Raw genomic sequence first — 14,063 nt, 5'->3', positions numbered from 1 at the left:
AACGTCCGCGCCACGGGCACGCTCTGTCCTCCATCATGCCAATGCTGAAACCATTGCTTGCTCCGCTCGCCGCCCTGCTCCTGCTAGGCGGCTGCATGCGTTATCACGATGAGCGCATCCGGGAGGTGCAGCCTCGTCAGTGTGCGTTTGAGCAAGGAGTGCTGTTTCAGAATCAGGCGTACTACACCTCAGCCGGCGGCCAGACGTTTCCCTTCCAAAAACTGAGCGCCCTTTTCGGCAGCTACGACAAGCGCATCGCCATGCTGAAACTGCGCACCGAAAATGGGCAGCTGCGTGCAGAGTTTTTGACCGCCGACCACCAAGCCTTGGCCGGTGAGAAAGCCACCACCGAACTGCCGTACAAGGCCAAAGGCCCCGCCCTGATCATCGACAATCCATCCTCCTGCCGCTTTGCTGAGACCGGTGTGGAATGCAGCTCCTGGCATGTCGAACTGTCCTGTACTCAACACAACGATCTTGCGCTCAAACGCGTAGATAGCGGCACCGGCATGATCGGGCTGATCATTCCCATCAACTCACGCTCGTCCACGCTGGGAATCTACCGGCGCGCCTCAGAAGAGATAAAGCCTGACGAACTGCGCTAGCTGCAGCGTTCCAGACCAAAGCGGAAGCGCGACTCGGCCCATTGTTTTCTGCGGCAACAACGCAAAAGGCCAGAGCGGAAACCCAACTCTGACCTCTGGCTTCATCCGAGATCAGAACGGCGCTGGAATTCGCCTGCTCACTTGAAGGGAGTGTGGAGCCTGCGCGTTGTAACGAATCTCTGTCACCAGTTGCCCCGGAGTTCCCAGCCAGACATAAAGCACTTGCCCCTGACGGCCAACGAGCCACGGGCGAAGGTCGCCGAGTATCTCTGCGAGGGAATGGTCGCGATTGCACTGTTGATCGCCGAATTCCTGAGAGCAGGTCAACCTCACGCGCGTCGATAGAACGGTGGGCTGGCGTAGTCGTTCAAGTACCGCGATGGCCTGGAGGGAAGACATCCCCGGATTGATGCCGACATAGCCGACAACGGGACATGCTCCCTGACTCAGGGCGACTTCGTACGAGGCATGCACGTCCACCGATTGCGGGCCGGCACGGCGGCCGTCAGGCGCAGACACATGCCAGCGCTGCCTCACGCAACCCGCACCTTCGCGCCGGGGCGCTTCAACCAGATCAAATGTCTCCACGCCGGGAAAATGGCTGCTCCCGCTTCCCGGTCGTTCCAGCTTTTCGATGGGGCCATGATCTTTGCCCGCGAGGTAGATCGCCGCCAGCTCTTCGTGCGTCCCGCCATCGGTTGCCAGCCCCACTGAGGCCCACGTAGCCAGAAGCATGACAACGGGAATCTTCATCTGAAATCCTTTCGATGGAGCTTCAAGCCTAAGCCAGTTCGCAGGAACAGTGAGGGGGTGAAACACGGTCCAACGTCGTGCTTTCCCCACCCCCCAAGAATCAATCGAAAAGAAAGGCCGGAGCGGAAATCCGACTCTGCCCCCTGCTTTCCTCTTTCGATGATGGGACGTCGCCGGTGCGCTGCGCCAAGCCGCCCGCGTGTTGCCTTATTTCAACGCCGGCGCTTGGAACGTGCCGTCGTAAACGATCCCGACAATGGTCTCGAGGAAGGCATTGGTCGGAATCCGCTCCCCATTCGTGGAGTAGGCAATGGCGGTACCGTCCTGCGGGTTGTAGATGACCCGGGAATGCGCACCGATGACATCACCGCCGTGCCCGAGGAACGTGTTCTCCCCGTACGCGAACTCCGCCAGCCCCATTCCCCAGCCCTTGCCTGGCTCCGGCGTCATCAGCGCCAACGTCTCCTTCTGCACGAGCTCGCCGTTGAACAGGGCGACGATCAGCCGGTTGAGATCGCTGGGGGTGCTGGCGATGTCGCCAACCCCGACGACATTGTTGAAGTCCATTCCCTGATCTCGCCCCACGCGCCATCGGCGAACGCATACGACCTGAAGGTATCGGCGTGATTGGCCTTCACCGAGGCGAAATGCGCAAGCTGCAACGGCCGGGCGATCTCCTGCTCGACGATCTCGTGGTACGGCCGCCCGTAGGATTCTTCCAGGATCATCCGCAACAGGTAGTACGCGGAGTTGGAGTAGGCCACGCGCGCACCGGGGGCGAAGGCCACGCCCTGCCGTCTGATCTCCGCCAGGATTGCCGGCGGCTCCAGCGCGTCCACAATCCAGACCGTACCGTCCTTGATCGCGAAGTTACCCAGGCCGCTGGAATGCGCCAGCATCTGCCGGACGCTGATCTGCGCCGCAGCGGGCATATCCGGATGGAAATCGGCCAGCGTGTCATCCAGCCCCAGCCGCCCCTGTTCAATCAGCTTGAACGCAAGAATGGCCGTGACCATCTTGGTGACCGAGGCGATCTGGTAACGGGTGTCCGCGTCCGCCCGCACGCCGGGCAGGTACTTCTGGCCGAAACGCCGCTGATAGACCTCGCGCCCGCCACGGAAGATGGAAACACTGCCCAGCCCACCATTACCGTCCTCCAACCGGTCGAGGTAATCGTCCAACACGGCCGCGTGTATCCCCTGCGGCGACGCCTCCGCCGAGCGCCCCAACGAGGGGAGCATCAAGACAGAAAGGAGCAACCACCCAACCACCCACTTCTTCATGGCGCTCGCCGCGATATCCGGGAGGCGAAAGTCTAGATCAAGTTTCGGGGACCAGGCATGATCATCGGGCTGCGATTCGAGGTGTCGACTCATCGCGCTCTGGCTTCTGGCTACAGGAGAGGGCTGGAACGAAAATTCGAATCTGACCCCTGTTTTACTGCCGCCTGATCTCCGCCAGGATTGCCGGCGGCTCCAGCGCGTCCACGATCCAGACCGTACCGTCCTTGATCGCGAAGTTACCCAGGCCGCTGGAATGCGCCAGCATCTGCCGGACGCTGATCTGCGCCGCAGCGGGCATATCCGGATGGAAATCGGCCAGCGTGTCATCCAGCCCCAGCCGCCCCTGCTCAATCAACTTGAACGCAAGAATGGCCGTGACCATCTTGGTGACCGAGGCGATCTGGTAACGGGTGTCCGCATCCGCCCGCACGCCGGGCAGGTATTTCTGGCCGAAGCGCCGCTGATAGACCTCGCGCCCGCCACGGAAGATGGAAACGCTGCCCAGCCCGCCGCTGTCGTCCTCCACCTGGTCGAGGTAATCGTCCAACACGGCCGCGTGTATCCCCTGCGGCGACGCCTCCGCCGAGCGTCCCACCGAGGGGAGCATCAAGACAGAAAGGAGCAACAACCCAACCACCCACTTCTTCATGACGCTCGCCGCGATATTCGGGAGGCGAAAGTCTAGATCAAGTATCGGGCACCAGGCATCGTCATCGGGCTGCGATTCGGGGTCTCGACTCATCGCGCTCTGGCTTCTGGCTACAGGAGAGGGCTGGAACGAAAATTCGGTTCTGACCCCTGTTTTTCCTGCTTTTTGACTCTGATCCCTGTTTTTGCCCCTCTGTTCTTTATCAGAATCCAGGGCGGATCACTTCGACGTCGGCTTATGCTTTGCCGATCCAAACTTCTTAGTTACGGAGGTCTGCTTTAGTGCGTGCGACTCATCTTTCAGCATATCCACAATTCCTGAGACCCTACGCCTCAACTCAAGCAACCTCTCCGCTTGGTCCAGACGATCCTCAACTGAAATCAAGACGTCATCAGATGTTGAGACCAGCCTAACTTTTTTATGCAGCGACTTTTGTGTCACGACTCTTCTCCGAGGAAAGGACCTCAAGACACCGCTCATACTGCAGGCGACTAATAATGGGCGCTAGTAGCTGCTCATAAACACGATGTGCACCTTCGTCCAAGGCATGGGCTCCTCCAGCAGCCACACACAGCACCATCTCAACCGCGCCACTATCTTTATTGAGCACAGGCATGCATATCTGAGAGCCTGCCTCCTTACCTGCAACACCCGCAATAAATCTGCGCTTATCTTTTCGTTTCTTTTCGGCCTCTTTTATAACATCGCCGACAACAATTATTGTTTTCGCTGAAACGCAACGCGAAATACAACTAGCTGGCGCACCCAATGCTTCTGGACTCATTCTCGGCACTCTTCCTGGAGGCGAATATGCCTGCCATTCCACAGGAGCACCACTACTATCAATCCGCATGAGACCGACCCGATAACTGGATCGCGTATCTATCGTTGAAAAGAAATCATAAGTCGCCGCAACAAGCCTCTCGTACTGTTCCTGCGGCTTAAGAAGATGAGACAACACCACATCACTTTTCTTCTTCGCCCCAACGTTTTCTTTAATTGCGCGAAGCGCATTGGTCAACTTTATCGACGCAGCCTCTTCCAATACTGAAGAAAGGGCCACCAGATCCTTGGTTGAAACTGCACGACGTGGCTGCGCGTTATATCGTACCAGCTCTCCAAGAGCCTTCATCACAACTGGATACAGAGCCACGCAAATCACAATTGGAATCATGTGATCGTTCGCAAGATCCTGGGCACCCTTGGGAAGGGAGGACTTGGCAGATTCCCGCGAAACAAAAAACAAAATAATTGCCGGCGGAAAGCTGATAACCAGTGGAAAGACAAGGTGCTTCACATACCAAACACTAGAGGCTTCCAAAATCGTTTTACAAAGACCATGAATCCAACCATCTTCCGATGATGCGGCATGAAGACTAGCCAAGTTAACCCCTGTCAGAAAGAATCGGTTCGATAGCAGTTAACTAGGCAGAAGCAGTCACCCGCACTTGCTATACCCACAATTCAAGCAAGTCTGGCAGCCGTCCATGAGCACCAGCGCCTTGGTATTGCACTTGTGGCACATGCTGGCGCTGGCCGGGAAGCTGCCGTTGTCGGCGGTGTCGATAACCACCAACTCCGCTTCCGCTTCCGCTTCGCTCTGCGAAACGGCAGGCACTGCAATTACTTCACTGTTTTTTTTTGAGCGCTCTTCGAACTGCTTGCGCTTTTCGGCGATGAGGGCGCGCTGGTGCACGCTCATTTCCGGGTCGTGCAACAGACCGATGGACTTCATGTGGTCTTCGACGATGGAGCCCAGCTCGGCAACCAGCGACGGCATGTACACGCCACCGGCCTTGAAGTAGCCGCCCTTGGGGTCGAACACGGCCTTCATCTCATCGACGATGAAGGTGACGTCGCCGCCCTTGCGGAACACGGCGGACATGATGCGGGTCAGCGCCACAATCCACTGGAAATGCTCCATCGACTTGGAGTTGATGAAGATCTCGAACGGGCGGCGCAGCTCGTGCTCGGTGTCCTGGTTGAGCACGATGTCGTTGATGGTCACGTAGAACGCGTGCTCCACCAGCGGCGATTTGATCTTGTAGGTGCTGCCGATCAGCATTTCCGGGCGCTCGATGCGCTCGTGCATGTGAACGATGTTGTCTACGGGGGACTCGACCGGGGCCACCGTCAGCGCGGCCTTGGCCGCTGCAGCTGCTTCACGGGCTTTGTCGTCCGGGGTGATGACGGAGTAGCCCTTGATTTTTTTGTCGATCTTGACGGCCATGGTGCGAGTCCTGGTTATGCGTTACGTACGGATTGCGGCAGCAACCCCGCCCCTGACGGGACGGGGTGCGCGGTGCGGCTTACTTGCGGGCAGTCTTTTTGACGGCCTTCTTTACGGCGGTAGCTTTCTTGGCAACGGTCTTCTTGGCCGAAGCTGCCTTCTTGGCGACAGTCTTCTTGGCAACCGTGGCCTTGCGGGCAACCTTCTTCTCGGCGGTCTTCACCGTCTTCTTGACGGCGGCGACTTTCTTGCCGGCCTTCTTCTCGACCTTCTTCACTGCCTTTTTGGCGGCGACGGTCTTCTTGCCGATGACCTTGGCAACTTTCTTCTGAGCAGCCTTCACCGTCTTCTTGGCGGCGGCGGTCTTCTTGCCAACAACCTTGGCGACCTTCTTCTCGGCAGCCTTCACCGACTTCTTGGCAGCAGCGGCCTTCTTGCCGACAACCTTGGCAACCTTCTTCTCGACAGCCTTCACCGACTTCTTGGCGGCAGCAGCCTTCTTGCTGACGGCCTTGACCACCTTCTTCTCGGTCGCCTTGACCGACTTCTTGGCGGCAGCAACCTTGGTGGCAGCCTTCTTCTCGACCTTGGCGATAGCCTTCTTGGTCGCAGCGCGCTTACCGGCGCCCTTCTTGGTCAGCTCGGCGGCTTCAGCCTTGGCGCTGGCCTTGGCACTCTCCAGTTTCTTGCGCATGGAGGTCACCGTCTTCTTCACTTCCTTCTTTGCGGTAGCCGCTTTCTTGGCCACAGCCTTCTCCGCCTTTACGACGGCCTTCTTGACCTTGGCTACCTGTTTCTTGGCGCCGGCTTCAACTTTGCGCGCGCGGGTTTTAACCACGGCAACGGCTTCAGTGGCGGTGGCAGCGATGGTTTCGCCCAGATGAGTTGCAGTTTCTTTCACGTTTTCAGCAACCTGGGAGACGGTCGCCGTTACACCATTACCATTGCTCATGTTGCCCTCCTAAGGGCGTCGGGTCTGTAATGCTGGCGATGCTATATCGAAGCGGATGCGACGGGGAACAAACGCACAACAAAAACCCGGTGGCGGCGACCACCGTCGTGCCGCCCCGCGTCGTCCACGGGGCAGCGTTGGAAGCATTTAGAACTTGCCGTAGTAGCCTTCTTTGAGGGCGTCGAACAAGTTGGCGGCGGTGTGCATTTCGCCGTCGTACTCGATCTGCTCGTTGCCCTTGACCTCCACTATCTGGCCGTCGTCCAGCTCGAAACGGTAGGTGGTGTTCTCAAGGTCGGCTTCCTTCACCAGCACGCCCTGGAAGGCAGCCGGGTTGAAGCGGAACGTGGTGCAGCCCTTCAAACCCTGCTCGTGGGCGTAGCGGTAGATGTCCTTGAACTGCTCGTACGGGTAATCCGTCGGTACGTTGGCAGTCTTGGAAATGGAGCTGTCCACCCACTTCTGCGCGGCGGCCTGCACGTCCACGTGTTCCTTGGGCGAGATGTCGTCGGCACTGATGAAGTAGTCCGGCAACTGCGCCTCGGGCTCGTCACTGAAGGGCATGGCCTTCTGGTTGACCAGCTCGCGGTAGGCCAGCAGCTCGAAGGAAAACACGTCCACCTTTTCCTTGGACTTCTTGCCTTCGCGGATCACGTTGCGGCTGTAGTGGTGCGCGAACGAAGGCTCAATACCGTTGGAGGCGTTGTTGGCCAGCGACAGGCTGATGGTGCCGGTGGGGGCGATGGAGCTGTGGTGGGTGAAGCGCGCGCCGGTTTCGGCCAGTGCTTCCACCAGCTCCGGGGCCACCGTGGCCACGCGCTGCATGTAGCGGCTGTAGCGGGCGTGCAGCACTTTGCCGGTGATGTTCTGGCCGAGCTTCCAGCCGTCCTTCTTCATTTCCGGGCGCTGGCGCAGCATGGCGGCGGTGACCTTGAACTCTTCGTCCATGATCGGCGCGGCGCCCTTTTCGCGGGCCAGCTCCAGGCCGGTTTCCCAGCCAGCGACGGCCATGTCACGGGCAATGGCGTCGGTGAATTCGCAGGACTGCGCCGAGCCGTACTTCATCTTGAGCATGGTCATGGTGCTGCCCAGGCCCAGGAAACCCATGCCGTGGCGACGCTTGCGCATGATTTCCTGGCGCTGCTGTTCCAGCGGCAGGCCATTGACCTCGACCACGTTGTCCAGCATGCGGGTGAACACGCGCACCACTTCCTTGTACTCGTCCCAGTCGAACGAGGCCTTGTCGGTGAACGGGTCCTGCACGAACTTGGTCAGGTTGACCGAACCCAGCAGACAGGCGCCGTACGGCGGCAAGGGCTGTTCACCACACGGGTTGGTCGCGCGAATGTTTTCGCACCACCAGTTGTTGTTCATCTCGTTGACGCGGTCGATCAGGATGAAACCCGGCTCGGCATAGTCATAGGTGGACACCATGATCATGTCCCACAGGTGGCGGGCACGGATGTGGCCATACACCTTGCAGGCCACCAGGCCGTCGTCACGCACGATGTAGTTGTCGTGGGTGGGCCAGTCGCGCCACACCACGTCGGCCGCGTTCTGGTCGACTTCAGCCTGTTCCTTGATGTTGATCGGGAACACCAGCTGCCAGTCGGCGTCGTTCTTCACCGCCTCCATGAAGCCGTCGGTGATCAGCAGCGACAGGTTGAACTGACGCAAGCGGCCGTCTTCGCGCTTGGCGCGGATGAAATCCTTCACGTCCGGGTGCGATACGTCGAAGGTGCCCATCTGCGCGCCACGACGGCCACCGGCCGAGGACACGGTGAAGCACATCTTGTCGTAGATATCCATGAAGGACATCGGCCCGGAGGTGTAGGCACCGGCGCCGGCAACGAAGGCACCGCGCGGACGCAGGGTGCTGAACTCGTAACCGATACCGCAGCCGGCCTTCAGGGTGAGGCCCGCTTCGTGGACCTTTTCCAGGATGCCGTCCATCGAGTCGGTGATGGTGCCCGACACGGTGCAGTTGATGGTGCTGGTGGCAGGCTTGTGCTGCTGCGCGCCGGCATTGGAGGTGATGCGGCCAGCGGGGATGGCCCCGCGGCGCAGCGCCCACAGGAAACGCTCATACCAGTAAGCGCGCTTCTCGTCGGTGGCTTCGGCATCGGCCAAGGCACGCGCGACGCGCTGGTAGGTGCCGTCGATATCGGCATCCAGCGCTTCACCTGACTTGGATGTAAGGCGGTACTTCTTCTCCCAGATGTCCTGCGAGGCAGGCTGCAGGGGAATCAGGTCCGACTTGGTTTGATTGCTGACCACTTCCAGACGCACCGTACTCATGATTGTGGGAATTCTCCTGGGGCACCTTGCGGTGCGATCTACTTTTCCCTGCTGGCAGGGCTGCAACGACGACAACGCACAGACGCGTAATTACGCGCCTGTTGGCGGGATGGGAGGAATCCGGGGACTACCGGTTTTCAGCATCACTGTCGCGGTCATTGCACGCCTTCCGTTGGGGTGCTTGCACCCCGAGCGATAACCCTACTGCTTGGGGACGTCTTTCACATCAACCCAACATCTAGTGGGTGATGGCGAGACCAAGCTTACCCACCGCAGGGGTGAAGTCAAACAAAAAATCTGCATTTGGACTATTGCATTCCGTGCAGGCCACGCCGGCCTTGGGATTGCGGTCTGACAGAGAATTTCATTGTCGATTTAGGCACCACCGGCCACACTCGCGTTCAGCAATCCGCCCCGCCCCGGGCCGCCGTCGGCGCCCCTGCATGGAATCTCTCGGCTTATGCGACCGCTCCCCACGCTGCTTACCCTGGCCCTGGCCGCTGCTTTCGGCGGCTTCACCGCCAGCGCCATCAATGCCCACCTGGACAACCGTGCCGAGGCGGCCAACGCCTCGGCAGTGCTGCCCACCACCGCCGCACTGCCCGCCGCCGTCGCTGGGCAGGCCGTGCCGTCACTGGCGCCGATGCTGGAACAGGCGATGCCGGCGGTGGTCAGCGTCAACACCAAACAAGTCGTCCGGGTACGCAACCCGTTCTTCGACGACCCGTTCTTCCGCCGCCTGTTCCCGCAGGTGCCGCAGGAGCGCATCAATGAGTCGCTGGGCTCGGGCGTGATCATCGACGCGGCCAAAGGGCTGGTGCTGACCAACCACCACGTCATCGACAACGCCGACGACGTGCGCGTGACGCTGGCAGATGGGCGCACGGTGCAGGCCGAGTTCATCGGTTCGGACCCGGACACCGACATCGCGCTGATCCGCATCCCGGCCGAAAAGCTCACCGCGCTGCCGCTGGGCAACAGCGACCAGCTGCGCGTGGGTGACTTTGTCGTGGCCATCGGCAACCCGTTCGGCTTCAGCCAGACAGTGACCTCAGGCATCGTTTCGGCCGTGGGCCGCAGCGGCATCCGCGGGCTGGGCTATCAGAACTTCATTCAGACCGATGCGTCGATCAATCCGGGCAATTCCGGCGGTGCGCTGGTCAATCTGTCCGGCCAGCTGGTCGGTATCAATACCGCCAGCTTCAATCCGCAGGGCAGCATGGCCGGCAACATCGGCCTGGGCTTGGCCATTCCTTCCAACCTTGCGCGCGACGTGGTCGAACAGCTGGTGACCAAGGGCGTGGTGGTGCGCGGCACGCTGGGCGTGGAAACCCAGAACCTGACCCCGCAGATGGCCAGCGGGCTGGGCCTGAGCGAAACCCGTGGTGCGCTGATCACCCGTGTGCTGCCCAACTCCGGCGCGGCAAGTGCCGGGCTGAAGGCCGGCGACGTGGTGCTGGCCATCAACGGCCAGCGGGTGGACAACGCGCAGGCGCTGCACAACTTCGAAGGGCTTTCCACCGTGGGCCGTAGCGTCGATTTGGACGTGCGCCGCGATGGCAAGCCGCTGCAACTCAAGGCCACATTGAAAGAACAACCGCGTGCGGTCAGCGGCGACACGCTGGACCCTCGTCTGGGCGGCGCCACCTTTGCCGACCTGCCCGAATCGCTGCGCCAAGCCGGCGTCAATGGTGTGCTGGTCAACGATGTGGCACGTGGCAGCCGCGCCGCTCAGTCGGGATTGGCCAGTGGCGACGTGATTCTGGCCGCGAGCAGCGGGCAGTTCACCGACCTGGCCAGCTGGCGCGCAAGTTTCAGCCCGCGCCCGCAGCAACTGGTGTTGAGCATCCTGCGCGGCAACGTGCGTGGTCAGCTGGTGATGCGATGATGCAGCGCGCGCAGCAACGTGTTCATGCGTTTTGCGGACACGTTCTGTATGCGGTTGTGTCGTCGCGGTGAACGCGCTCTAACGTTCCTTACACCCGACAGCTGCTATTGATGTCGTTCTTGCTGTTACCCGCGCGCCAAACACCGGCGCCCATAGTTGAAACCAGGAGATCACAATGAGCCCCACCAACACCGACAATTTGAAGGAACATCTGGGCGAGGCTGGCGCACATTTGAAGTCCGCCGCCTCCGCTGCCGGTAGCGCCGTCAAGGGCGCCAGCGGTGCCGCTGCCGATGAACTGCGCCTGGGCAAGGCCAATCTGAAGGCCGAGTTGTCTGACAGCGCGCTGTCCGGTCTGGCTGCTGCCGAGCTCTCCGGCGCTGCCGCCAAGGAGCAGGTGGACGCACTGATGGACAAGAGCAAGGACCTGATCGACAGCGCCGCCGAGCTTATCCGTGAGCGTCCGTTAGCATCGTTCGGTGTGGCCTTCGCGGCCGGCTGGATCATCGCCAAGCTCGCCCGCAGCAACGACTGATCGGCGTGAGCGAAAACGCAACACCGCCCTCCGACGACGATTCCACCCCGGGCAACGCACCGGGGCTGGAGGAAAGCATCCGCCAGGTCGGCGCGGCTGGCCGACAGACGCTGGATTCGGCCAGCCACACGCTGCGCTCGTTGCGGCGTCTGGCCTCGGCCGATATCGCCCTGGCACGCAGCGCGTTTGGCCGCGCGATGGCCTGGAGTGGCATCGCCATCGTGTTCGGTGCATCGGCGTGGCTGCTGCTGGCAGCCACGTTGATCGCCTTCCTGCAGTACATCGGCCTGTCACTGTTTGTCGCACTGCTGATCACCGCAGTGACCAGTTTGGCCATCACCGGGTATGCGGTATGGCGGGTGTCCTACTTCTTCCACCACACCGGCATGCACGCCACCCGCAGGCAGCTGTCGCGGCTGGGCCTGTTCGATGAGCCCGGTCCGGAAGATCCAGACGCTGACGTGAAGGTCCCTGACAAGGAAACGCCATGAATTTCGACACACTGCAACGCCGCGTGCGCCGTGCCGAAGCCGTGGTGCAGGTCCGCAGCGAGGAAACCACCCAGCAATGGGGCGCGCTCAACAGCGTGTGGCGCAGTGCCTGGACACCCGGCCGCATCATCATTGCGGGCCTGGCAGGCGGCTTTCTGGCCGGCAAGCTGGAACCCGGCGGCGCGTTCAGTGGCGGCCGTTGGTTGCAGATGATCGGCTCGGTTTCCGGGCTGGTGGCGTCGGCCCAGGCGTCGGTGGCATCGTTCGCCGCCGCGGCTGCCAGCATGGCCGCTGAAGCGGCCGGCGACTCGGCTGAAGAGGCCGAACAGGCCGCCGAAGCAGCACCGGCTCCGGCACGCCAAACCCCAGCGGCCAATCCCATGCCGCCCCGCGCGGCGGAAGCTGCCACGGAACTGTCAGAATCCTGAGCACGGCGCGAGCACGCGCCTTTCCTCACCCGGGGCACCCTCCGCATGTCCTCGCCGCTGACTGAAACAACACCCCCACCTGCCGAACCGGCACCGCTTCCGCCACGGCCGCGCTCGCCGATGGCCTTGGTGGTGCTGGCCACGCTGGCCGTGGGTTACACGCTGTGGGCCGCGCAGAGCGTGATCCTACCGGTGCTGCTGGCGATGTTCTTCGCGCTGGTCGGCAACCCCATCATCCGCGTACTGCAGAAGCTGCACCTGCCGCGCCTGCTGGCCGCGCTGCTGGTGGTACTGGGCGGGCTGGCCGCCTCCGGCGCGCTGGCGGTGCAACTGGCAGGCCCAGCCACCGAGTGGGTGCAACAGGCGCCCCAACAGATGCGCCAGATATCGCGGCAAGTGCAGGCATTGGTGAAACCGATGCAACAGGCCAACCTGGCCGCCGAGAGCTTTGCCCGCGCCGCCGGCGGCGAAGGCAACCGCAAAGTGCAGGTAGTACGCACCCAACTCGACGACCCCTACAAGGCGCTGGTGCGCACGCCCAAGCTGGCGGCGTCGGTATTGGCCGTCGTGCTGCTGACGCTGTTCTTCATGATTTATGGCGACAGCCTGCAGCGCAACGTGATTGCACTGATACCCAACCGCCAGCAGAAACGCTTTACCACCGAGATATTGCGGTCGATGGAACGCGAGATATCGCGTTACGTGCTGACCATCACCGTGATCAACACCTTGCTCGGGCTGGTCCTGGTGGGCGTGCTGTTGCTGCTGGGCATCGACCTGCCCGACGCCCTGCTGTGGGGCACGGTGGCGGCACTGCTGAACTTCGCGCCGTACGTCGGGCCGTTGATCGGCATCGTGCTGATGCTGCTGGTGGGTTTTGTCGAGTTCCGCGACCCGCTGGCCGCCACGTTGCCTGCGCTGTGCTACCTGGCCCTGCACACGCTGGAAGGCCAACTGGTCACGCCTATCGTACTGGGGCGCAGCATGGCGATATCGCCGTTGATGCTGATCCTGGCGCTGATGCTGTTCGGCTGGCTGTGGGGCATGGTCGGCCTGCTGCTGGCGGTGCCGTTGCTGGTCTGCATGAAGCTGGTGCTGACCCGGCTGGACGGCATGCACGGCTGGGCCAAGCTGCTGGAATAAGCCCCCGCCGTTCACGTTGGCCGCGCAGGCACCCATGGCCGTCAACAGGCGAGCGGCGGCTTGCCGTAAAATGCCCGGGTGAATTTTCCTGTCCTAGCTATCACCCTCGACCTGGACGACACACTCTGGCCATTCGCGCCCATCGGCGCCCGCATTGACCAGGTGTTGCACGACTGGATGCTCGAGCACAGCCCCGCCACCGCGACGATGTACCCGGTGGCGGCCATGCGTGAACTGCGCGAACGCTCGTTCCGCGACAACCCTCACCTGCATTACGACCTGAGCGCCCTGCGCCGGTTGACGCTGGCCGAAGCACTGGAAAACAGCGGCGCCGACAGCGGCCTGCTGGAGCCGGCGTATGAAGCGTTCTATGCCGCGCGCAACCAGGTGGAGTTCTACCCGGATGCGCTGGAAGCCTTGCGCCGCATCGCCGCACGCGTGCCGGTGGCCGCGGTGAGCAACGGCAATGCCGACCTGCAGCGCATTGGCATTGGCGAGTTGTTCGCCTTCCAGCTGGGCTCACGCGAGTTTGGCGCGGCCAAACCGGACCCGGGCATTTTCCACGCCGCCTGCGAGCGCCTGGGCGTTGAACACGCACACGTGCTGCATGTTGGCGACCACGCCGAAATGGATGTTGCCGGTGCGATGCGCGCGGGCCTGCGCGGTTGCTGGATCAACCGCGAATCACATACATGGACCGACCAAGCGCTGCAGCCTGACCTGCAGTTCGACACCCTGACCGGGTTGGCCGACTGGCTCGATGCCAACGCATCGGCGCAGCGCTGAGCCAACGGCCACCTTCAGATAC

General features: G+C 61.6%; 13 protein-coding genes and 1 pseudogene. 7 read left to right on the top strand and 7 right to left on the bottom strand.

The window, feature by feature from the left end; translation table 11 throughout:
• The first annotated feature begins 41 nt into the window (after window positions 1-41).
• The gene (locus PAN08_RS01745; protein WP_269789834.1) at window positions 42-605 is read left to right on the top strand and encodes a hypothetical protein; all 564 of its coding nucleotides are present in this window, start codon (window positions 42-44) and stop codon (window positions 603-605) included.
• A 111-nt stretch (window positions 606-716) separates the two neighbouring features.
• Here the strand turns inward: PAN08_RS01745 and PAN08_RS01740 are convergent, their stop codons facing one another.
• The 7 genes and pseudogenes from PAN08_RS01740 to PAN08_RS01705 form a co-directional block, all read right to left on the bottom strand.
• The gene (locus PAN08_RS01740) at window positions 717-1,358 is read right to left on the bottom strand and encodes a hypothetical protein (RefSeq protein ID WP_269789833.1); all 642 of its coding nucleotides are present in this window, start codon (window positions 1,356-1,358) and stop codon (window positions 717-719) included.
• Window positions 1,359-1,565: 207 nt separating this feature from the next.
• Window positions 1,566-2,599: pseudogene (locus PAN08_RS18030) on the bottom strand (serine hydrolase domain-containing protein).
• A 196-nt stretch (window positions 2,600-2,795) separates the two neighbouring features.
• Window positions 2,796-3,383 carry a serine hydrolase domain-containing protein gene (locus PAN08_RS01725; protein WP_269789830.1) on the bottom strand — a complete coding sequence of 196 codons (588 nt, stop codon included), beginning with the start codon at window positions 3,381-3,383 and terminating at the stop codon, window positions 2,796-2,798.
• Window positions 3,384-3,708: 325 nt separating this feature from the next.
• Complete coding sequence (locus PAN08_RS01720; RefSeq protein ID WP_269789829.1) at window positions 3,709-4,674, bottom strand: hypothetical protein; 966 nt, start codon at window positions 4,672-4,674, stop codon at window positions 3,709-3,711.
• Window positions 4,675-4,728: 54 nt separating this feature from the next.
• Window positions 4,729-5,520 (bottom strand): NrdJb, encoded by a 792-nt coding sequence (locus PAN08_RS01715; protein WP_269789828.1) that lies wholly within the window; start codon window positions 5,518-5,520, stop codon window positions 4,729-4,731.
• Between the two features lie 79 nt (window positions 5,521-5,599).
• Window positions 5,600-6,472, bottom strand: a complete 873-nt coding sequence (locus PAN08_RS01710; protein ID WP_269789827.1) for a histone — start codon at window positions 6,470-6,472, stop codon at window positions 5,600-5,602.
• 147 nt (window positions 6,473-6,619) lie between these two features.
• Window positions 6,620-8,770, bottom strand: a complete 2,151-nt coding sequence (locus tag PAN08_RS01705; protein WP_269789826.1) for an adenosylcobalamin-dependent ribonucleoside-diphosphate reductase — start codon at window positions 8,768-8,770, stop codon at window positions 6,620-6,622.
• A gap of 460 nt (window positions 8,771-9,230) precedes the next feature.
• On the opposite strand from PAN08_RS01705, the gene PAN08_RS01700 reads away from it, so the two are divergent.
• The 6 genes from PAN08_RS01700 to PAN08_RS01675 all read left to right on the top strand — a co-directional run bounded on the left by PAN08_RS01700 (window position 9,231) and on the right by PAN08_RS01675 (window position 14,041).
• Complete coding sequence (locus PAN08_RS01700; protein WP_269789825.1) at window positions 9,231-10,658, top strand: Do family serine endopeptidase; 1,428 nt, start codon at window positions 9,231-9,233, stop codon at window positions 10,656-10,658.
• A gap of 175 nt (window positions 10,659-10,833) precedes the next feature.
• Window positions 10,834-11,193 carry a hypothetical protein gene (locus PAN08_RS01695; protein WP_057632116.1) on the top strand — a complete coding sequence of 120 codons (360 nt, stop codon included), beginning with the start codon at window positions 10,834-10,836 and terminating at the stop codon, window positions 11,191-11,193.
• A gap of 5 nt (window positions 11,194-11,198) precedes the next feature.
• Window positions 11,199-11,684 (top strand): phage holin family protein, encoded by a 486-nt coding sequence (locus tag PAN08_RS01690; protein WP_269789824.1) that lies wholly within the window; start codon window positions 11,199-11,201, stop codon window positions 11,682-11,684.
• Complete coding sequence (locus tag PAN08_RS01685; protein ID WP_269789823.1) at window positions 11,681-12,112, top strand: protein sip-5; 432 nt, start codon at window positions 11,681-11,683, stop codon at window positions 12,110-12,112. The genes PAN08_RS01690 and PAN08_RS01685 overlap by 4 nt, the downstream gene beginning before the upstream one ends.
• 45 nt (window positions 12,113-12,157) lie before the next feature.
• The gene (locus PAN08_RS01680) at window positions 12,158-13,255 is read left to right on the top strand and encodes an AI-2E family transporter (protein WP_269789822.1); all 1,098 of its coding nucleotides are present in this window, start codon (window positions 12,158-12,160) and stop codon (window positions 13,253-13,255) included.
• Between the two features lie 78 nt (window positions 13,256-13,333).
• Window positions 13,334-14,041 carry an HAD family hydrolase gene (locus PAN08_RS01675; protein WP_269789821.1) on the top strand — a complete coding sequence of 236 codons (708 nt, stop codon included), beginning with the start codon at window positions 13,334-13,336 and terminating at the stop codon, window positions 14,039-14,041.
• The last annotated feature ends 22 nt before the right edge of the window (window positions 14,042-14,063 follow it).

The sequence above is a fragment of the Stenotrophomonas sp. Iso1 genome, from assembly GCF_027497995.1.
In the GTDB taxonomy this organism is placed as follows: domain Bacteria; phylum Pseudomonadota; class Gammaproteobacteria; order Xanthomonadales; family Xanthomonadaceae; genus Stenotrophomonas.
The sequence above is the reverse complement of the archived record's forward strand: the minus strand, read 5'-3'. Positions and strand labels throughout refer to the sequence as shown.

Excerpts from the sequence above, each read along its gene's own strand:
- PAN08_RS01745 (WP_269789834.1), top strand. The coding sequence starts at position 42 with ATGCTGAAACCATTGCTTGCTCCGCTCGCCGCCCTGCTCCTGCTAGGC.
- PAN08_RS01740 (WP_269789833.1), bottom strand. The coding sequence starts at position 1,358 with ATGAAGATTCCCGTTGTCATGCTTCTGGCTACGTGGGCCTCAGTGGGG.
- PAN08_RS01725 (WP_269789830.1), bottom strand. The coding sequence starts at position 3,383 with ATGAGTCGAGACCCCGAATCGCAGCCCGATGACGATGCCTGGTGCCCG.
- PAN08_RS01715 (WP_269789828.1), bottom strand. The coding sequence starts at position 5,520 with ATGGCCGTCAAGATCGACAAAAAAATCAAGGGCTACTCCGTCATCACC.
- PAN08_RS01710 (WP_269789827.1), bottom strand. The coding sequence starts at position 6,472 with ATGAGCAATGGTAATGGTGTAACGGCGACCGTCTCCCAGGTTGCTGAA.
- PAN08_RS01705 (WP_269789826.1), bottom strand. The coding sequence starts at position 8,770 with ATGAGTACGGTGCGTCTGGAAGTGGTCAGCAATCAAACCAAGTCGGAC.
- PAN08_RS01700 (WP_269789825.1), top strand. The coding sequence starts at position 9,231 with ATGCGACCGCTCCCCACGCTGCTTACCCTGGCCCTGGCCGCTGCTTTC.
- PAN08_RS01695 (WP_057632116.1), top strand. The coding sequence starts at position 10,834 with ATGAGCCCCACCAACACCGACAATTTGAAGGAACATCTGGGCGAGGCT.
- PAN08_RS01685 (WP_269789823.1), top strand. The coding sequence starts at position 11,681 with ATGAATTTCGACACACTGCAACGCCGCGTGCGCCGTGCCGAAGCCGTG.
- PAN08_RS01680 (WP_269789822.1), top strand. The coding sequence starts at position 12,158 with ATGTCCTCGCCGCTGACTGAAACAACACCCCCACCTGCCGAACCGGCA.